This is a genomic window from Photobacterium sp. DA100, assembly GCF_029223585.1.
GTDB lineage: Bacteria > Pseudomonadota > Gammaproteobacteria > Enterobacterales > Vibrionaceae > Photobacterium.
Genome location: NZ_CP119423.1, coordinates 1627084 through 1645569 on the forward strand (window position 1 = coordinate 1627084; position 18486 = coordinate 1645569).

Sequence of the window (18486 nt, forward strand, 5' to 3'; positions counted from 1 at the left end):
CATGAAATATTTAGATCTTGACCATAAAGATCTCGAAAGCTTAAAGGCTTTTTGGACTGCAAAAGAAATTCAGCAACAACCTGAGTGCTGGAGAAAAACATTGTCAATCGTGACCGAGTGTCAAGCCGTGAGCAAGGCATTTCTGGCACCACTCTATAGCAAGCCGAATTTGCGCATTGTATTGACCGGGGCAGGTACGTCTGCTTTTGCCGGACGAGCATTGGCACCGGCGCTGTCAAAGGTGCTTGATCGTCGTGTTGAAGCCATCGCTTCTACCGATATTGTATCGAACCCTTATCAGTATTTTGCCGAAGATATTCCGACACTTGTTGTTTCATTTGCGCGTTCTGGCAACAGTCCTGAAAGTGTTGCGGCGGTTGATTTGGCCAACCAGCTGCTAACCGAGTGTTATCACCTGGTGCTGACCTGTAACGGTGAAGGGCAACTGTACGAAAGATGCAGGAACGACGCGGGCTCGCTGGCGATTTTGATGCCGGCTGAAACAAACGATAAGTCTTTCGCGATGACGTCAAGTTTCTCTTCTATGATGCTTGCAGCATTTTCGGTATTAACTTGTGACAACGATTACTCGAAAGAAATTGAAAGTATTTGTAAGCAATCTGAGGCTTTGATCAAAGAAATTAATTCTTCTATCAGTATAATTGCTAATAAGAATGCAAAACGAGTTATTTATTTGGGCAGTGGATGCCTGCAGGGTTTAGCCCAGGAGTCAGCACTGAAGCTTCTGGAGCTAACGGCAGGGAATGTTGTGGCAATGTTCGATTCCCCACTTGGCTTTAGACATGGACCAAAATCGATAGTTGATAATGAAACATTAGTTGTTGTCTTTATTTCTAATAACCCATATACGCGTAAGTATGATTTGGACTTATTAGCCGAACTGCGCCGGGACAAAATTGCTTCTCAAGTATTAGCAATTACGGCACAGCAAGACGATACGGTTACTGATGGCGACTTTATTAATATTAACGGTATGGATAATGCCAGCGATGTAGAATTAATATTCCCATATTTAATCATTGCTCAAGTTTACGCTTTCCATCACTCATTGAAATTAGGAAATACGCCGGACAATCCTTGTCCGACCGGCGAGGTCAATCGTGTTGTTCAGGGTGTAACAATTCACGAATTCAATTAATAGCACAATAAATAAAAAAGGGTTTACTACTATGACGTCACCTAACATTGTTTGGACGCGTATCGATGAACGTCTTCTACATGGTCAAATTCGAATTACTTGGGGTAAACATACCGAGGCGAATTTAATTTTAGTGGCCAATGACGATGCAGCAGAAGGGCCGAATGCCGCCTTTATGCAGGCGGGTATGAAGGCCTCTGCCGGAGGGGAATACGCTGTACGTTTCTTCTCTATCCAGAAAACCATCGATGTGATCCACAAAGCATCGCCAAAGCAGAAGATTTTCATTCTGTGTAACAACCCTACCGATGTTGCCCGTTTGGTTGAAGGTGGCGTTCCTCTTACACACTGCAACGTAGGCAACATGCACTTCCACGAAGGCAAGCGCCAGATCGCCAAAACCGTATCGGTCGATGAGAAAGATATCGATGCCTTTGAGCGTATGGTAGCCAAAGGGGTGACGTGTACGGTGCAGAACACACCAGATCAAACGCCAGTCAATGTACTTGAATTGGCAAAACAAACTGCCTAAACGCAGGCAACATTCACGCTAAACAGAGATTTAAAAAAGGAATAAATCATGTTTTTTGAAGCTACGCTGGTCGCAATTTGGGCGTTCTTCTGTGGTATCGATAAATACGATGTCGCGTTGAACATCCACCGTCCGCTCATTACCGGCCCGGTTGTCGGGTTGATCATGGGTGATATGCAAATCGGTCTGATTGCCGGTGCCACCCTGGAGTTGGCTTGGTTAGGCCTAGTGCCAAATGCAGGGGCTCAGCCGCCTGATGTTACCTTGGGTACCATTGCTGCTGTCGCTTTCGCGGTGATGACTGGCCAGTCAGCGGAAGTCGCGATGGGTGTGGGTATGCCAATCGCCGTCTTGATGCAGATGCTGGTTATCGGTTTCTTCGCTCTGACAGCCTTCACGATGGGCAAAGCGGATCGCTTCGCCGAGCAGGGAGACTCTGATGGCATTGACCGCTTGCTGATCACCACAATTTCGCTGCGTGCCCTGATGTACTCACTGGTCGCCTTTATCACCGTGTACTTCGGTGAGCATGCTGCAACCTGGATTGATGAAAACGCACCAAAAGTTCTGCTAGAAGGTCTGGGCATCGGCGCCAAGATGGTTCCAGCAATCGGTTTTGCCATGTTGCTTAAAATCATGTGGTCGAAGGAAGTTGCGGGTGTGTTCTTTATCGGCTTCGTGATGACGACATACCTCAAGCTGCCAATCATGGCCGTGGCGGTCCTGGGCGCATCAGCCGCAGCGCTGTACTACTTCTTCAGCGGTAACAATGGAACTAACAACAATCAAGTCGAGGAATTTGAAGATGGCATCTGATATCACCGCAGGCAAGCTAGCCGATAAAAACAGCAAGGTTGAAAGTCTGGTTGATGATATTGATTCATACGAAGACACAACGCCGCGCAAAGTAATTACCAAACGTGACCTGTGGATGTGTTCGCTACGCGGCCTGTTCATGGAAGGTAACTTTAACTTCGAGCGTATGCAGGCGGGTGGTTTTGCCTACTCGATTATCCCGGCGCTGAAAAAGATCCACGGCAACAACAAGCGTGACTTTGCCAAGTCTTTGAAGAACCATCTTCAGTTCTTCAACGCGAGCCCGAAACTGTTCACTTTCCTGCTTGGCACTGCCATTGCGATGGAAGAGAACAAGGAAAAACCATCAACCGTTAACGTGATGAAAGTGGCCGGTATGGGCCCGACAGGCGGGATCGGTGATGCGATTGACCACATGACCCTGATGCCGCTGACCCTAGCGCTGGGTGCGTCGATTGCGATGGAAGGCTCGATTGCTGGTCCGTTCGTGTTCTTCTTCTTGTACCAGATTGTTCACTTCGCTGTGTATTTCGGCCTGATGTTCATGGGCTACAAGGCCGGTACGGCCGCCATGGTGAACATGAGCGATGCTACCGAGAAGCTGGCGAAAGCGGCCAACATCATGGGTATCTTCGTGATTGGTGCGCTGTCGGCAACCTTTATCAGGGTGCAGACCACCGCCTCGCTGGAGCTTGGGGGCAAGGTCGTCGAGCTGCAAGGTGCACTGTTTGACAAGATCATGCCGAACCTGCTGCCGCTGTGCTTGGTGTTCTTCATGTTCAAGATGGTGAAGGGCACCGGGTTCTGGGCTAAGCCGCCGGTACTTATCTTCTCCACCCTTGCTGCCGGTGTGGTAGGCCACTTCTTCGGCATCCTTTAACGGGTATGCGTCAACGCTAGGGGGGAGGTATCTCCCCCTTATGTTAACCGGTCATCATTCGAGTTCGAGTTATCAGCTTAAAGGTCTTGCTCTTTAGGGACATCTATCGAGTCACTGTTGTTTAAAGCTCTGGCCTTCAAGGTGCTAACTTCAAGTATTTCGCTTCAATGTATTAGCTTCGGGTTATATCCCCAAGGATTTAAGTTTCAAGGATTTTAAAATGATTGGAATTGTAGTTTCTGGCCACATCAACTTCGCGACAGGCATGGCTTCGGCGGTCATGGCCATTGCCGGCGACCAAGAGCAAATGGCATTTGTGGATTTTGTCGAATCGATGTCAACCGATGATCTGGAAGTAGCGCTGCGTGACGCGGCCAAGCAGGTCGACGGCGGGGAAGGGGTCTTGTTCCTGACTGATATTCCGGGCGGCTCACCGTGCAACCGTGCGATGGCGATCATGATGGATACCGATAATATCGAGCTGATTGCCGGGGTGAACCTCCCCATGATTGCCAATGCCGCGTTCGAGCGTGACGGTGCAAAACTGGACGAGTTGGTTGATACCCTGCTGGAAATTGGTGGCTCATGCCTGCAGAACATGCGCAAAGAGCTAGAAGTTATGATGGCGCCACAGCCTGAACTGGAATGTGAAGACGGACTGTAATTATGCGTTATGCCTTGCTTGCCGATCAGGTTTTTACTCCAGCGGGTATCGAAACCGGTAGTGCCGTAATTGTCGAAGATGGCCTGATTGCTGATGTTACATCATCCATACCGGCAGACTGCGAGGTGGTTCGCTTGGCCGGGCAGTCGATTATGCCGGGTTTTGTCGATATCCATATCCACGGCCGAAACGGTTTTGATGTGATGGATGCCACGGATACCGCGCTGCAGTCGATTTCCGATGCGCTGCCGCAAACCGGTGTGGTGGCTTGGGTCGGCACCACGGTAACGGCGCCATGGCAGGACATTATCGATGCCTTGGCTGCGGTTAGGCAGTTTACCGACCAACCGCAGCAACAAGGTGCCGAGCTTCTGGGGAGCTTTCTCGAAGGGCCGTATTTCACCGAGCCTCATCGCGGCTCTCATCCACCGGCCTTCCTGAAAGCGCCGACCGTTGCGGAGCTGGAGCAACTGAAAGAAACAGCAGGCGCCTCATTGTTGAGGGCGGCGCTGGCACCGGAATCCGAAGGGGCGATGGACACGATCAGTTGGCTGTCGGCCCAGCATATAAAGCCATCCGTTGCCCATACTGATGCAACCTATGCCCAAGTGACCGAGGCGCACCAGCGCGGTGCTGACTGCGGGGTGCACCTGTTTAATGGCATGCGGGGGCTTCACCACCGCGAACCCGGTTGCTGCGGGGCCGTGCTGTATCACGACATGCTGGCCGAGCTGATTGCCGATGGGGTGCATGTCAATCCGGTGATGATGAATTTGGCGTACCGCATTAAGGGTTATCGCGGGATTGCGCTGATCACCGATTGCATGCGGGCCGGTGGCCTCAGTGATGGTGAGTACCAGCTTGGGGCGCAGATGATCTCAGTGACAAACGGAGAGGCCCGCAGCCCGTGTGGTTCGCTGGCAGGCAGCACCTGCAGTTTGGATCAGGCGGTGCGAAATATGGTGAACCTGACCGGCGTGCCGGTATGGGAAGCGGTGCAAATGGCGTCTTATGTCCCGGCCGTCTACCTCGGGCTGGCAGAGCGCCTGGGCGGCGTTGCCAAGGGGATGGAGGCCAGTTTGACCATGATGGATGCTGATCTTCAGGTGCAAGGAACAATGATCAAAGGGCAGTGGGCATTTAAGGCGTAAGTCAACGCTGCCCCTTTGCTAACAAGATGACAGAGGAAAAAATGGAAATTCGTCAACCAATTCACAGTGAGCATGCCAAGCAGTTGGATACCGCCGGTCTGCGAGAGCAGTTTTTGATCGAAGAGATGTTTCAGCTCGGCCAGCTCAACCTGACCTATAGCCACATTGACCGCATTATTGTCGGTGGTGCGGTACCGGCAGAGACAGACCTGGAACTGGTCGGGGGCAAAGAGCTCGGCGTCGATTACTTTCTCGAGCGCCGGGAGCTCGGCGTGATCAATATCGGTGAGCCGGGCGTGGTCTGGGTCGATGGTGAAACGTTCGAAATCGGCAGCCGCGAAGCGCTTTATGTCGGGAAAGGGGCCAAAGAGGTTAAATTCAGCAGTATTTCGGCGCAAAAGCCTGCGCGCTTCTACATAAACAGCGCACCGGCCCATCATAGCTATCCGACCCGCAAGATCACCCGTGAGCAAGCGGCCCCGGAAACTCTGGGTAGCCAAGAGAACTGCAACGTCCGTACCATCAATAAGTATTTGCACCCATCGGTACTGCCGACGTGCCAGCTTTCTATGGGGCTGACCGAGCTGGCACCGGGCAGCCTGTGGAATACCATGCCTTGCCATACCCACGAGCGTCGGATGGAAGTCTACCTCTATTTCAATATGCAAGCCGACAACCTGGTATTCCATTACATGGGAGAGCCGCAGGAAACGCGCCATATTGTTGTTCGCAACGAGCAGGCGGTGATCAGCCCGAGTTGGTCAATCCACTCCGGGGTCGGGACCGCGGCGTACACCTTCATCTGGAGCATGGTTGGCGAAAACCAGACGTTCCACGACATGGATCATGTCGCAATGAGCGACCTGAAGTAATTCCCCTGAATATCTTGCGCCATGGCATAGCCAACCTCGCGGCTTGCCATGTTGCAACCAAATAAATAGGAACTCCAAATGAATATGTTTGATCTATCCGGCAAAGTGGCCATCGTGACCGGTTGTGATACGGGCCTTGGTCAAGGCATGGCGGTTGGCCTGGCACAGGCTGGTGCTGATATCCTTGGTATTGGTTATGTCCCTGCAGAAGAAACACGCGAAAAAGTTGAAGCACTGGGCCGTAAGTTTCATTACATCACTGCCAACCTTATTTCTGATTCCAACAAAGAAGCGCTGAACGCTCTGGTTGACCAAGCGGTAACGGAAATGGGCCGTGTTGATATTCTGGTGAACAATGCCGGTATTATTCGCCGTGAAGATCTGCTGGATTTTTCAGAAGACAACTGGGATGACGTTATCGCCATCAACCAAAAAGCGGTTGTATTCCTGTCTCAAGCGGTTGCTAAGCACTTCATTGCCCAAGGTAATGGCGGCAAGATCATCAATATTGCTTCCATGCTGTCGTTCCAGGGCGGTATCCGTGTTATCTCCTACACGGCCTCCAAGTCGGCAGTCATGGGCATCACCCGCGCCCTAGCGACCGAACTGTCCCCTTACAACATTACTGTCAATGCCATCGCTCCGGGTTACATGGCAACCAATAACACTCAGGCACTGCGTGAAGATCAAGAGCGCAACAAGGCCATTTTGGAGCGTATTCCTGTTGGTCGCTGGGGGCTGCCATCGGATATGGCCGGTCCGGCTATCTTCCTGGCATCACCGGCTTCAGATTACGTAACAGGGTACACGCTCGCGGTCGATGGCGGCTGGTTGGCTCGATGATAGGTGGTGATATGACTGTGACAAAGGAAAAGGTATTACAGCAGCTGAAGCGGGTTTACCGCTACCAGGCTGCAAACCAGACTCGTTCGGTGATCCGCCGCAGCGGCGCGACGCGCTTCATTAAAGATACCGACTGGGAACGTGGGGTATTTTGGTCATGTGTGGCAGAAGCCTGGAAGGCAACCGACGATAGCGAATACCTTGACGGGGTGATGGGCTATACCTTGCACACAGGTTTTCGTACCGGTGCCTTTCCGCGTTTTGCCGATGACCATGTCTGTGCCCAAGCGTATCTGGATGTCTATCCGGTAATCAATATTCCTGAAGCGCTGGAGCCGACCATCAAGGCGTTCGACATCATGCTCGATGAGCCAAAGCCCGGCCATCGCGACTGGTGGTGGGTTGATTCTCTGTTCATGGCACCGCCTGCCTTCGCCGCGTTGTCGAAAGTAACGGGCGAGCGCAAGTATGTCGACTACATGCATATGGCGTTCTGGGATGCGGTTGATCACCTTTACGATCCGGACACTAAGTTGTTTTACCGTGACTACCGTTACATGCCAACAGAAGTCGGCCAGAAGTACCGTGATGAATTCGGTGACGGTGGCGCCGAGCTACGCGAAGCCAATGGCGAGAAGGTGTTTTGGTCACGAGGGATAGGCTGGATGCTGGCATCGGTACCGCGCTTGATGGCGCGCTTCCCGGCCGAGTTTGACCAGCAGCAACCGTACCTTGACCTGTTCAAGAATTTAGCTGCCGAAGTGATCAAATACCAGCAGGCCGATGGCTTCTGGCGCACCAGTCTGCTTGACCCAGACAGTTTCCCAGCACCGGAGAGCAGCGCGACCTCCTTGTTCTGCTACGGGCTTGCCTGGGGGATCAATAACGGTCACCTCGATCGTGAAACCTACCTGCCGGTCGTCGAAAAAGCCTGGGCGGCACTGGAAAGCTGCATCCATGACAACGGCATGATGGGCTGGGTTCAGCTGCCGGCATTCAACCCGCGCGATGTGAAGTTCGACCACAACATCGATTATGGCGCAGGGGCGTTCCTGTTGGCGGCAACGCAGATGGCCTACTTGGTGGAATAACGGCCAAGGAATAATTAACCAAAACGTGAACAAGAAAAGCTGATGTTATTCAACGCAATAAGGTCAGCTTTTTTATAATTACCAAAAGAAGGATATAACAATGAAAAAGCTGTTGGGATTATCAGCCCTGTTAGTGGGCAGCGTCGTTGCCGGTCAAGCGGCAGCAGAAGAGGTGCAGCCTACCTATCACGTTCAGTATACCGAGCAGGCACCAGTGATTGACGGCAAGGGTGAGGATAGCGCATGGGCCGGGGCGAAAACATTGACCCAGTTTACGTTCCCTTGGCGGAGCGAAATGGCACCGGCAACCGAGTTCAAGGCGCTTTGGGACGAGCAGGCTTTTTACTTCCGCTATCGAGTAGCGGATAAGCACCTGGCCATTGGCACCGATCCTGAACGGGCTATTTTGGACTCTGATCGCGCAGAAATCTTCCTTGCCAAAGACCCGTCGCTATCAAGCTACTACACCATGGAAATCGACCCGAAAGCGCGCGTGTTCAGCGCCAAGGCATCGTATGACACCAAAGCCAAGAAACGCGCGTCACTCGATAGCAGCTGGCAATGGCCGGGGTTGGAAACGAAAGCCAGCATCAAAGATGATGGCTATATCGTAGAAGGCAAGCTGCCGCTTGCGACATTGGATAAATTGGGGCTGTGGCAGGATGACGATAAGTCAGAGCTACTGTGTGCCCTGATGCGAGCCGAGTTTACTCCTCAATCTGACGGCAGTCTGGATATGGGCTGGATGACCTGGGTTGACCCGAACACACCAAAACCTAACTTCCATAATCCAGGTACGTTCGGTAATTGTAAGTTAGTTAAGTAATTGGCTTCGGCTAGAAGGTTAATTCGGGAGCCTCTGTATTGTGACTAACGAGGGTGAGACACAGTGCAGGGGCTTTTTTTGTTCAGATCTTTAGCGACGTGAAGAGAAAATGGACGTTGAACAGTTAAGAGAGAAAATGCACCGCAAGGCATTGGAACAAGCACTCAAGGGTTATCGGCATAAAATAAGCAAAAAGCCGTACAAGACCACTTCCGTGGCATCTCAATGAGCACCGGTATGACGGCAACAGCGGCACCAACCAGACATACCGCCTGAGCCAGGGTCAAAGGAAAGAAAAGCCTTCCGTGTGAAGGCTTTTTTGTCATTGCAATATTCAGGCGAATAGATTTATGTGTTAATGATTTTAATATGATTAGTGTTGGCTGAAACCGCAAGTTTCCAGTGACACGAATAAGCTTCACACGAATAAGCTTTACTATATGACACATTTTTGGACATAACCTTGTTACGATTTCCGAGAAGTGGAGATATTTCATATAAACTCAACTAAGGCAAAATAGTCAAGTAAAGCACAAAGTATTGGCAAAACTTACTGTACTACTACAGTAAGTTCAAAACTATTGGAGTGCATTAATTTGCGTTTATGAAACGTTCAGCACTAGCGAACAGGCTATCACACTTTTTCTTCTGTTTGGCAAACTCTGGAGTGCCTTCTGTCATAGAATCAAGAGTTTCTTTAGCTTTGTGATAGTCAGCTACCATAAGAGAAAATCTCTCTTCGAAATTGCTTTTTCGAATATTCTTACTCGATTTTTTTGCTGGTTTTCTAATTTTCATTTCATAGTTCCCATAGCTTTTTATGTTCTCGTTCTAGTAGAATATTCTCGATCTCCTTTCTTATCCTATGGATGTTTTCTTTTCTATCTCCGTTGCCATGACTTTCGATATTTTTTGATTTCAATTTACGACCAGATGTTTTTTTCAAAGTCGAACCTCCTTTACTTATAAGATATAAAAATGTCCCAAGACCATATCTTCTGCATTTCTGATTTCTCCAGTATTTTCAGACTCACAAAACGTAAAACGCAAGTCAAGGCAGGTAGTATTTACTCTAGGGAGGATATGGCGTTTTAAAACATCGCTATTTAGCTGATTAATCATAGTTGACCAAGAGGCTTTGTTGTGACAAAGATAATATTTAATCTGATACAATTAATTTTTGCTCTTTTAGGTATTTTTTCTCACGCAAAACATAATACCAATATGTTTTCCGATTTGTTCTTCGAATCATTTGACTCCTTGATAAGGGCTCTAAGGAAGAGATCACACCGTAACTAGGAAGTGAGTAAGATCTCAACAAAATGCTTAAAGTACAGTAACATCGGCTGCTTGTGAGCCTTTGCCACCTTGCTCCACGTTAAAGGAGACTTTTTGGCCTTCCGCTAGTGTTTTGAAGCCATTACTAGTAATTGCTCGGAAATGAACAAATACATCAGCACTGCCATTATCTGGTGTGATAAATCCAAAGCCTTTTGTTTCGTTAAACCACTTTACTGAGCCAGTTATTTTATTTGACATGCATATCTCGATAGATTGATTGAGTTAAAACTAGAGCTACTAAATAAGGAATGAAGAAAAAGGTATCGCAGGTTAGATATGACGTATCAAATCGAAAGAGAACTGAGAAGATCTTGAACTAAATAAGTTATCTATAGCTCAATGTTTGAGCTGGACTTCACTATACACTGTATGAGCCAAATAGATATACTTTTTTTTGTTTGTTTTTATTTTCCATATTAATCATATAGTTAACCAAAGCTCAATTACTGGTTCAATTTGGGGTAAAGTACTTCATGGCGTGCCAGTGGCATTGGGCTGCCAAATTAAAATGGGGCATAAATTTGGTAGCCCGACTGACATGTATGCCTCAACTCACCGCCCTAGATATCGACTATTTTGAGCATTGGTAGCTCATACGGTACTCTTTCTCAGACTGGTCAACGAGCTCAAACTTTGATTTTTGGTATAACTCAATCGCTGCGGTGTTAAGTTTATACACTGTTAAGGTGAGCTCGTTTTCAACTCTTGAATCAAGTACAGATTTTGCTCTTTGAAGCATGATACTTCCAAGTGATTTACCCCTGAATGCTTGCGACACATACATCTGTACAACTTCTAGCGACCTACCCCCCTCCAGAGACAATAGCCCGCATAAACCCACGAGCTTTTCACCGATGAAAGCACCGATCATCGCTCCTTGCTCACTTTCCTCTTCCAGCAACGTTTGAAAGTAAAGTTTATTTAACTCAGACTGCTCTTTAAAGCTTGCCCCGTAGAGCTCTGGGTGTAACTGAAGACTCTCCAGCCTCAGTACTCTATACGCACTACTATCGTTTTTACCAAGTAACCTGCAACTTACCTGCATAATCGTTCCCTTGAATTCAACTCTTAGCTTATTCAATCAGCATTACAGATGGTCAGAATATCTACATAAGGAAAACTAAGTCAAACTCAATGCTTTCTGTAAGCAAAGTTGTGAGCTCTAAACCATAAAGGGGCAAAAACAATTTATAAAACTCAGACCTTGTATCGCTGCGGATTTATTTATCAGGCGTGCTAGAGCAAAAAGTAAAAGGGGCAACGTCATGATTGCCCCTTAGTTCGTATTACAACCTGGTTCTTCTTGCGGCCAATATAGCCAACATGATCAGGCCTAAGGCCGAACTGGAGCCGCCGCTGCCGCCAGAGGCTGGCTGGCCGCTGTTGCCATTGCCGTCGCCTCCGTTATCCTCTCCGCCTCCGGTATCGCCGCCGTTGCCGTTACCGTCGTTGCCGCCGTCCTGGCTCAGGGCAACGGTGGCAGCTTGGCCGAACAGACTCGAAACCGTCACAACGGTATTGTTGCCTTGGTAGTAGTAGCTGATCCCCTGGGTATCGACATCCCATTTCCCGGCCAGCTCAATGCGAATCGAGACCGGCTGGGTGGGGGCGTCATCTTCACCGATGTTGAGCGTCAATGAGGAGACGCTGAGTGACATCTCTTTCTTGTCCTGCTGCACCAGAAGCTGACTGGCGGTTCCAAGGTGTTTCACCGGCCCCTGGCTGAAATCGCTGGCTGCAAAGCTGGTGTAACCGAAGAGGTTGTTGGCGCGATCGCTGACCACGTGGCCGTCGAGGCTGCGCTCGAGAGTGCTAAAGCGAGGGGAGGTCGCAAACGCACTGGCGAGGCTGGCCATCTCGGCTGGGGTGGTATCCATGACCATGACATATTGGTAGCCGGCATTAGCGGGGGCTACGCCATGATCTATCCATGCCGACGAGAATTGCCCGCTAGTGTCAGCCTTGGTCTTGTTGTGGCGTGACTGCTGGGCGCCGCGGCGCACCTTCACCTTGTCGGCTTCGATCAGGTAATAGCCAACCCCGTTGTCATCGATGAGCCAGTCGCCGCTGCTTAGCTCGGTGGTGAAGCTCGTGGCGTCATGGTGCTGGCCGTTGATCCAAATTCCCGAGGATTGCGGTGTCATTGCCAATTGGAACAGGGTCGTTTCGGTGGCATGCTGGCCGTCTTGGTTGCTGATCCCGTTGCCGCTCAGGTACAGCTGGCTGCCAGCGGCAAGCACATGTTTTTCGGCAACAAAAGTCGGCTCGAACTGGGCTAGGTTTTGTGGGGCCTTGTGCTTGAAACTAAATAGGGTAAAGCGATTGTCCAGCGAGGTGGCCCCGCTCAGGCCTTCATCCGATCGCAGCATGAGGGTCGAAGACTTCGGGCTTTCCAGCTGGTCATAGTCGAGATGGATAGTTGTTGCGCCGGGGTTGCGGTTCCAGTCCCAGCCGTTTTGCTGGTAGCCGTTATCGACCGGATCACCCGCGGGGATCACGTGTACGCTGCCGTGGCTCTGATAGCGGCCGTAGCGGTTGTCATTGGTATAGATTTCCGCCGACCAGACATCTTGGTTATAGCCTTTGATAACTGCCATTTTGTCCCCGCTGCGGTGGACGGCAAATGCACCGCCGTTGAAGCTCCAGCTGCCCTGAGGCAGCGCGGCCGGCTCAACCTCCTCGCCAAAAATTGCCTTGCTCTGTGCTTGGCTGTAATTGCCTACCTGGAGGTGAATCGAAGCCAGGGTGCGATCCAGTACCGGGTAGCTCTGGGCCAGCCATTTGATGCCGTTGTTGTAGCGGCTGACGCTGAGATCGGTAAACGGATGGCGGCCGGACAGGGCAAGGGGAACATACGGGTTGCTGTAGTGCCAGCCAGCAATCATGGCTTTTTTCAGCTTGTCGAGTGCCGGTTCGGCAATTTCGAAGGCTGAATCTTTCAGCATGAAGCTGACATGGGCGGCATTTTCAAAGGCCGGGAATGCGTAGCCGGGGTAATGGCCATGGTGGCGCCATGCAGTGCCATCCTCACGCAGCCCGTCGTGGGTACCCGGCGGGGTTTGGGCCAGCGCACCGGAAAAGAATTGGCTGAATTTATGCAGCAGGGCAATCCGCTCTTGGTCGTCAGGGTTGAGCAGCAACAGTGCCAGATGCTGGCGGGATAGGGTGTTGAAATAGTCCAGGTTAGAACTATCAGGTTTCAACGCCATATCGAAGCTTTCCTTGAACTCGCGGGAGAACCACAGCAGGGCCTGATATACGGGTGACAGTAGGCTTTTTTGGGTCAGTGGTTGTTCCATCATCAGCGCAGAAATATACCACCACCTTCCGCTGTAACCCCAGTGGTGGGTAGTGACAAGGCTACTGCCGTGTGTATAGCCCTGATCGAGCAAATGCTCTGTCATAAGCAGGTACATGTCGGCGATTCGCTCCCGATCGTTGATGAAGGCAGCGTGGTGATAGGCCTTGCCGAGATCTAACATCAGCTCTGCGTAGCCAGCGAGCTTGTCACCACTGCTGTCGCTTTCGCCAAGCAGTGCATACTGATCAAAGTCTGGTTTGTCGGTTGGCGAAAGGTGGTCGGGTTGATAGATAACTTGTTGTTTGTCGGTAATGATATGGCGACCGGAGATCACCCCCTGCGAGTTTTTTTCAATTTCAAACTGGGCAAAGCGAGATTCCAGGCTGTCAATCGTACCGGGGTTGCCGGAAAATGCGTCGATCAAGCTGGCTTTGATCTGTTCGGCATCATCCAGTTCGGCTTGGCTGACTGCCGGCAAAGGGGAGCTCAGGCCAAAGTCAATTTCAGGTACGTCGTAGCGGGTGGTGACCTGTTCGTCAGACCACTGATAGCGATTGTCATCGACCGAGACCATGATACGGTCAATGATCAGCGTGCCGCTAGCGACGCCCCTCGGCGCCTGAATGCGGAGCTGCTGCAGATCCATCGTTGCGGCGTGCGAGCTGTTTTGGCCGAGGTTGAAATCATTGTTGAGGGAAACCCCCACCGCTCGCCAACCGCTAAAGTTCAGGTTAACGGTAAACTCGTCGGTAAAGCTCGAAGCGTTGCCCAGCCGGATCCGCAGATCATTATCTTGCGGAGTTTCGTTGTAGAGCCAGAAGGACAGGACTTGGGTATAACCACTGTAGACGCCTTTGGCCTCGTTGGCCTCTTTGTCGCTGAGGCGGGAAAAGTGGCGTTTAAGCGTGATCGAGGCATCGGCTTTGTCCCAAGACCAAACAAGCGCCTGATCACCCATGATGGCACGCGCGGTGGTGAGGCTTATGCCTTGTCCACTCAAATCAGCGGGTAAAGCATTTGCCTCAAAGCTTTCGATTTGAGCGGTGAGATCTGCATTGGCCTGAGTATCCGGCGTCCATAGCGCGGCGGCGACGCACAAAGAGAGTGTTTGAAAAGCTACGGGTAGCGAGTAGGAGAGGAGATGTGGTTTCATTATTATTGTTCCTGAACGAAGAAAGGGATGGCTCGCGCCATCCCTGAATGTTTTGCCTAGCCTGCAGCGCGGACGCAGGTGACAAAGCGGCCGTTGCCGACGGCATTGTTGCCCGATGAGCCACTGTCGTAGAACTTGACCGAGTTGGCCTGCTCTAGGTTGGAGTTGGGCTTGGTTGCACTCCAGAATGGGGTATTGCCTGCGCTGTTGGTGACCCAGCCGAATATTGGCGATGCCGTGCCTTGCAGGTTACCGACAATGCCTTGGCCGACCACACTGTCTTTGGTGTTGTAGATATTGGCCAGCTTGATGAGGTAGGTGTTAACGTCATCGACTGGTAGCTGATTCCCCTCAGCCTCGAAGCCATTTGGCAGATAGGCGCTGTCACTGCGGCTGGCAGGCAGGAACCATGTGCTGCTATCAGTTTCATCTTGCTTATACAGGTTGAGGCAGACTTCCAGGCCAGGCTTGGTCCCGTCGGTATGCTCCAGTTTCAAGCTTGCCCAGTCAATGCCCATAGCGGTTTGGCTGTAGTGGGCTTTTGGCATCAGCGGGCCGAAGTCACTGCCCGAGCCAGTCTGCATTTCGGCAAAAGAAAGTGGGCGGTGGTAAACGGCACCCTTGAAGGTGACTTCACGAACCGGCTCGATAGCCCGCAGGCTAAAGTCATCCTTGTTGTAGATCACCCCGCCGCTGACAGTCGGCTGGGCCGAGGCCAACAGGCACTGCGGCTGTGGCTGCTCGGTGCTTGTCATGCACAGCTCAACGTCTTTACCGACGTAGTGGGCTGCATTGACTGTGGTTGAGTCAACGACGCTCGCTCGTATTGCCTGATCCCAGTCGGCATCATCAATCATGCCGTTGTTGTTACCCGTGCTGCTTTCAAACTCTGGGGTGATGTTAGCCAATACCTCTTGTCCGATGGTATAGATAGAGCCGGTTGCAACTTCTACCCTCGAGCTATCTCCAGCAGGCCCATCGGTATTGGATGTATCGACCTTCCATGACAACTGGGCGTTGGTGTAGCCGACAATGTCTGCTTCAAGATCCTGGCCAAACTCCAGCTTGCCGCTCATACGAATGCCGAAGGTATCCAGTGCCGGTGAGCATTGCTCGGTACCTGGCTGGCTGTCGGTTGCCTTGGGGGTGACGCAGTACGTCAGGGTCTGGCCCAGCTGCTGTTCGCCGATAGTCAGATCACAAGCTTGGCCGGTGGCGCAGGTTGCGCTGGCAATGACTTGGTCACCGGCCTTCCACACGGCCTTCGAATCATCGGCGGCCCCAGAGCTTGATGGCTGATACTGGTAACTGCCGGTCAGTGTATCGCCGACTTGGGCGAGCTGGACATCACCGTCACTGGCGACATCACCAAGGGTGATGGTTGGAACGTCGCCCTCTGGCTCTGTCACATCGGTAATTGGATCGGCACAGACTTCACTGCCTTGTTTCGGTAGCCCTGTGGCAGCAACAGGAGTGACACAAAATTCCACACTGGCGCCTTTGTCATCCGCCGTCAGTGTATAGCTAGATGCCGTCTCGCTTGGCAGTACCACGCTGTCGCGCTTCCAGGCAATGATCGTTTCGCCTTCCAGATCATTGTCATCGTCTTGGTAGCTATATTGACCGGTGACGATTGAGCCGACAGTGTGATCGCCCGAGGTGGTTACGGCAGAGACTACCGGTGCCGAGCCTTGCTTGGCGGCAACCGCGGTAGTCGCATCCGAGCAGGCTTGATCGCCGGTCACCGGATAGTTCGGCAAACCATCAGGATTTTCTGAAACAGGGGTGACACAAAACTGGATCGAGACACCTTCCTGGGTTGCGGTGAGGGTGAAGCCTTGCTGGTTGGCGCCATCAATGTCCTTGCCGTTGCTCTTCCAGACAAATCGGCTTATTGCCTCGGCATCACCGTCAGGATCACTGTAGGTGTAGTCGCCTGTCAGGGTTTCGCCAACGGTTGGAGCCGTGTTGTCGATAGTGACGTTGTCCGCCTGGGGCTTTTCGCCGGCACCGCTCTGTACGTTAACCGACGCCGAGCACTTTTCTTCCCCGATGATATTCACGTTACCTTCCGCGGCAGGGGTAACACAGAAGTAGACATTTTGGCCGAACTCACTATCCGTCAGGGCAAGTGTCTGGCTTTCACCCAGTACTTTGTCATTGCCGGTATCGGCGTCGCCATCTGCCTGACGCCATTGATACTGGCTGTCACCTTCCGGGCGCGGTGAATAGTTCGGATCGGTAAAGGTGTATTTGCCTGTCAACGTTGAGCCGACAAGTGCGTCCCCGCTGATAGCAACCGAGGAAGCGATCGGCGCTTTAAAATCTTGTCCGTTATTGCCTTGGGCGGGATTTTCACTGTCGGAACCACAGCCAGTTAATACGGTTGCGATGGCTAATGCGCAATATCTGAGTTTCATATTTCCATCCATGCAGAGTGAATTACTTTGAAAGTAAGATGAAAGTCTGTGCTTTCGTTTTCTTTTGCGTTGAAGTGAGTCTAATGGGTAAAACTTGAACAGTGAATGCTTTCAATTGCTTTTGTTTTCAAAGTGTGATTCAGCTTTGGTTTTCGTTGTTAGAAAGGTTAATAGTGCTATATAGGTATGACAATTGATGTTGATTCAATAATTTCGGTATATACCATCAGTTTCATTAATGGTTTAACGCCCGGCCTGTTTCGTTTCTTCATCTGTTTTTCCATGTTAGGAAAAATGCGAAAGTTTGATTTGTGTTTTTGTTTTCTTTCGTTTGTTTTCGTAAATTTGCCCTTCATCACAGTTGTGGTTAGAAAATAAACGTAATATTCCACTCATCAATAGTGGCATTGAAATGCTATGGAAAGCAGCAGGACAATAAAAATTTACGGCTGCTAATTGGATGATATTAAGTGGAAGGGCATTAGCATCGTTATGAAAACAGGATTGAGACCAACGTCGAGGGTTGTTTTGTGTGCAGTACTGGTTGCTGCGAGTATTCCTATGGTCGCACAAGCTGCCAAGGTAAATGCAACCTTGAGTTACGAGTCAGGGGATTACGGTAGTGATTATGACTATGCCGGTCCGAGGCTGGACATGAACATTAACCCCGATGGTTCGAACTGGTATTTTGACCTCGGTTACCGCAACCGTACCCATGATAGCAAGCAGGTCTACACCCGAGCTGAAATTCAAGCCGCTTATCGTTTTCGGTTTGATGGCGGCTGGATCCAACCGAGTGCCAAAGTGCGCCAGGATGTCACCAGCTATGACAGCGGTTCGCGCCTGACCAATGATATCTACAGCAGCGAAACCAAATATATTTTTGACCTCAGTGATAAGTGGACGCTGTGGGGCGAGGCGCAGTTTGGGTTGGAGCGTCAGGAAGACAAAAATGTCAGCGGCACCGTCCGCAACAGTGATTACCTGGCATGGGAAGTAGAGCCGGGTATCCGCTACAACCTTACCGCCAAGCAGCGTCTGACCCTGTCGTATTACAACACGGGCAAGCGCAGCGACAAAGGCGAAACGTGGGGCTTGACCGATCATACCTACAACCAGCAAGCACGACTTTATTACTACTGGGATACACCAATCGGCTTGGTTATTTCACCGTATGTCCGCTACGCACTGGGCTATGGCGAAACCTCGGCTTGGTATGACAGCGCCTATCACGACGAGACTAAGACCCAGAGCAAAGTGTCACGTTATGCCATCCAGTTGGCTTATCCGCTGACTGATTATCTACGGATCCAGGCTGAATATTACATTGAGGATGTGGAGTATAAGGAAGGCTTCACGATGGGCAAGGAAGACTCTCAAGTCAAATACCTGAAACTCGGTGCTCGTGTGAGCTTCTAAGTGTCCTTTTATCTTAAA

16 protein-coding genes are annotated in these 18486 nt (G+C 50.9%); 11 read left to right on the forward strand and 5 right to left on the reverse strand.

The features are described from left to right. Position 1: 1 nt before the first annotated feature. From PTW35_RS07740 to PTW35_RS07785, 10 genes are all read left to right on the forward strand, one after another. On the forward strand, positions 2 to 1159 hold the full coding sequence (locus PTW35_RS07740) for an SIS domain-containing protein (protein WP_044623163.1): 1158 nt from the start codon (positions 2 to 4) through the stop codon (positions 1157 to 1159). A gap of 31 nt (positions 1160 to 1190) precedes the next feature. Continuing rightward, the gene (gene agaV, locus PTW35_RS07745) at positions 1191 to 1691 is read left to right on the forward strand and encodes a PTS N-acetylgalactosamine transporter subunit IIB (protein ID WP_039462235.1); all 501 of its coding nucleotides are present in this window, start codon (positions 1191 to 1193) and stop codon (positions 1689 to 1691) included. Positions 1692 to 1739: 48 nt separating this feature from the next. Beyond that, positions 1740 to 2507 carry a PTS N-acetylgalactosamine transporter subunit IIC gene (agaW, locus tag PTW35_RS07750; protein WP_039462232.1) on the forward strand — a complete coding sequence of 256 codons (768 nt, stop codon included), beginning with the start codon at positions 1740 to 1742 and terminating at the stop codon, positions 2505 to 2507. Continuing rightward, positions 2497 to 3387, forward strand: a complete 891-nt coding sequence (locus tag PTW35_RS07755; protein WP_039462228.1) for a PTS system mannose/fructose/sorbose family transporter subunit IID — start codon at positions 2497 to 2499, stop codon at positions 3385 to 3387. Before agaW ends, PTW35_RS07755 begins: the two co-directional genes overlap by 11 nt. A gap of 220 nt (positions 3388 to 3607) precedes the next feature. Further along, a complete protein-coding gene (gene agaF / locus PTW35_RS07760; protein ID WP_281027192.1) occupies positions 3608 to 4051 on the forward strand; it encodes a PTS galactosamine/N-acetylgalactosamine transporter subunit IIA in 444 nt (147 codons plus the stop codon). Between the two features lie 2 nt (positions 4052 to 4053). After that, positions 4054 to 5202, forward strand: a complete 1149-nt coding sequence (gene nagA, locus PTW35_RS07765) for an N-acetylglucosamine-6-phosphate deacetylase (RefSeq protein WP_281027193.1) — start codon at positions 4054 to 4056, stop codon at positions 5200 to 5202. 41 nt (positions 5203 to 5243) lie between these two features. Then, positions 5244 to 6074, forward strand: coding sequence for a 5-dehydro-4-deoxy-D-glucuronate isomerase (gene kduI / locus PTW35_RS07770; protein WP_281027194.1), 831 nt, complete (start codon positions 5244 to 5246; stop codon positions 6072 to 6074). Between the two features lie 78 nt (positions 6075 to 6152). Next, positions 6153 to 6917 (forward strand): 2-dehydro-3-deoxy-D-gluconate 5-dehydrogenase KduD, encoded by a 765-nt coding sequence (gene kduD, locus PTW35_RS07775; RefSeq protein WP_039462219.1) that lies wholly within the window; start codon positions 6153 to 6155, stop codon positions 6915 to 6917. Between the two features lie 11 nt (positions 6918 to 6928). After that, complete coding sequence (locus PTW35_RS07780) at positions 6929 to 8008, forward strand: glycoside hydrolase family 88 protein (RefSeq protein WP_281027195.1); 1080 nt, start codon at positions 6929 to 6931, stop codon at positions 8006 to 8008. A gap of 100 nt (positions 8009 to 8108) precedes the next feature. Further along, positions 8109 to 8834, forward strand: a complete 726-nt coding sequence (locus PTW35_RS07785) for a CBM9 family sugar-binding protein (RefSeq protein WP_281027196.1) — start codon at positions 8109 to 8111, stop codon at positions 8832 to 8834. A 591-nt stretch (positions 8835 to 9425) separates the two neighbouring features. On the opposite strand, the gene PTW35_RS07790 is transcribed toward PTW35_RS07785, so the two are convergent. The 5 genes from PTW35_RS07790 to PTW35_RS07810 all read right to left on the reverse strand — a co-directional run bounded on the left by PTW35_RS07790 (position 9426) and on the right by PTW35_RS07810 (position 17049). Next, entirely contained in the window at positions 9426 to 9626 is a 201-nt protein-coding gene (locus PTW35_RS07790) for a hypothetical protein (RefSeq protein WP_281027461.1), read from the reverse strand. 534 nt (positions 9627 to 10160) lie between these two features. Next, positions 10161 to 10373, reverse strand: coding sequence for a cold-shock protein (locus PTW35_RS07795; protein ID WP_281027197.1), 213 nt, complete (start codon positions 10371 to 10373; stop codon positions 10161 to 10163). Between the two features lie 373 nt (positions 10374 to 10746). After that, positions 10747 to 11220, reverse strand: coding sequence for a GNAT family N-acetyltransferase (locus PTW35_RS07800; RefSeq protein WP_107291797.1), 474 nt, complete (start codon positions 11218 to 11220; stop codon positions 10747 to 10749). A 241-nt stretch (positions 11221 to 11461) separates the two neighbouring features. Further along, a complete protein-coding gene (locus tag PTW35_RS07805) occupies positions 11462 to 14629 on the reverse strand; it encodes a chondroitinase family polysaccharide lyase (RefSeq protein ID WP_281027198.1) in 3168 nt (1055 codons plus the stop codon). 56 nt (positions 14630 to 14685) lie between these two features. Further along, a complete protein-coding gene (locus tag PTW35_RS07810; protein WP_281027199.1) occupies positions 14686 to 17049 on the reverse strand; it encodes a hypothetical protein in 2364 nt (787 codons plus the stop codon). 492 nt (positions 17050 to 17541) lie between these two features. On the opposite strand from PTW35_RS07810, the gene PTW35_RS07815 reads away from it, so the two are divergent. Next, positions 17542 to 18468 carry an OmpG porin family protein gene (locus tag PTW35_RS07815; protein WP_039462724.1) on the forward strand — a complete coding sequence of 309 codons (927 nt, stop codon included), beginning with the start codon at positions 17542 to 17544 and terminating at the stop codon, positions 18466 to 18468. The last annotated feature ends 18 nt before the right edge of the window (positions 18469 to 18486 follow it).

Bases quoted from the DNA above. Each gene is read 5' to 3' on its own strand.
- PTW35_RS07740 (WP_044623163.1), top strand. From the start codon at position 2: ATGAAATATTTAGATCTTGACCATAAAGATCTCGAAAGCTTAAAGGCT.
- agaV (WP_039462235.1), top strand. From the start codon at position 1,191: ATGACGTCACCTAACATTGTTTGGACGCGTATCGATGAACGTCTTCTA.
- agaW (WP_039462232.1), top strand. From the start codon at position 1,740: ATGTTTTTTGAAGCTACGCTGGTCGCAATTTGGGCGTTCTTCTGTGGT.
- PTW35_RS07755 (WP_039462228.1), top strand. From the start codon at position 2,497: ATGGCATCTGATATCACCGCAGGCAAGCTAGCCGATAAAAACAGCAAG.
- agaF (WP_281027192.1), top strand. From the start codon at position 3,608: ATGATTGGAATTGTAGTTTCTGGCCACATCAACTTCGCGACAGGCATG.
- nagA (WP_281027193.1), top strand. From the start codon at position 4,054: ATGCGTTATGCCTTGCTTGCCGATCAGGTTTTTACTCCAGCGGGTATC.
- kduI (WP_281027194.1), top strand. From the start codon at position 5,244: ATGGAAATTCGTCAACCAATTCACAGTGAGCATGCCAAGCAGTTGGAT.
- kduD (WP_039462219.1), top strand. From the start codon at position 6,153: ATGAATATGTTTGATCTATCCGGCAAAGTGGCCATCGTGACCGGTTGT.
- PTW35_RS07780 (WP_281027195.1), top strand. From the start codon at position 6,929: ATGACTGTGACAAAGGAAAAGGTATTACAGCAGCTGAAGCGGGTTTAC.
- PTW35_RS07785 (WP_281027196.1), top strand. From the start codon at position 8,109: ATGAAAAAGCTGTTGGGATTATCAGCCCTGTTAGTGGGCAGCGTCGTT.
- PTW35_RS07795 (WP_281027197.1), bottom strand. From the start codon at position 10,373: ATGTCAAATAAAATAACTGGCTCAGTAAAGTGGTTTAACGAAACAAAA.
- PTW35_RS07800 (WP_107291797.1), bottom strand. From the start codon at position 11,220: ATGCAGGTAAGTTGCAGGTTACTTGGTAAAAACGATAGTAGTGCGTAT.
- PTW35_RS07805 (WP_281027198.1), bottom strand. From the start codon at position 14,629: ATGAAACCACATCTCCTCTCCTACTCGCTACCCGTAGCTTTTCAAACA.
- PTW35_RS07810 (WP_281027199.1), bottom strand. From the start codon at position 17,049: ATGAAACTCAGATATTGCGCATTAGCCATCGCAACCGTATTAACTGGC.
- PTW35_RS07815 (WP_039462724.1), top strand. From the start codon at position 17,542: ATGAAAACAGGATTGAGACCAACGTCGAGGGTTGTTTTGTGTGCAGTA.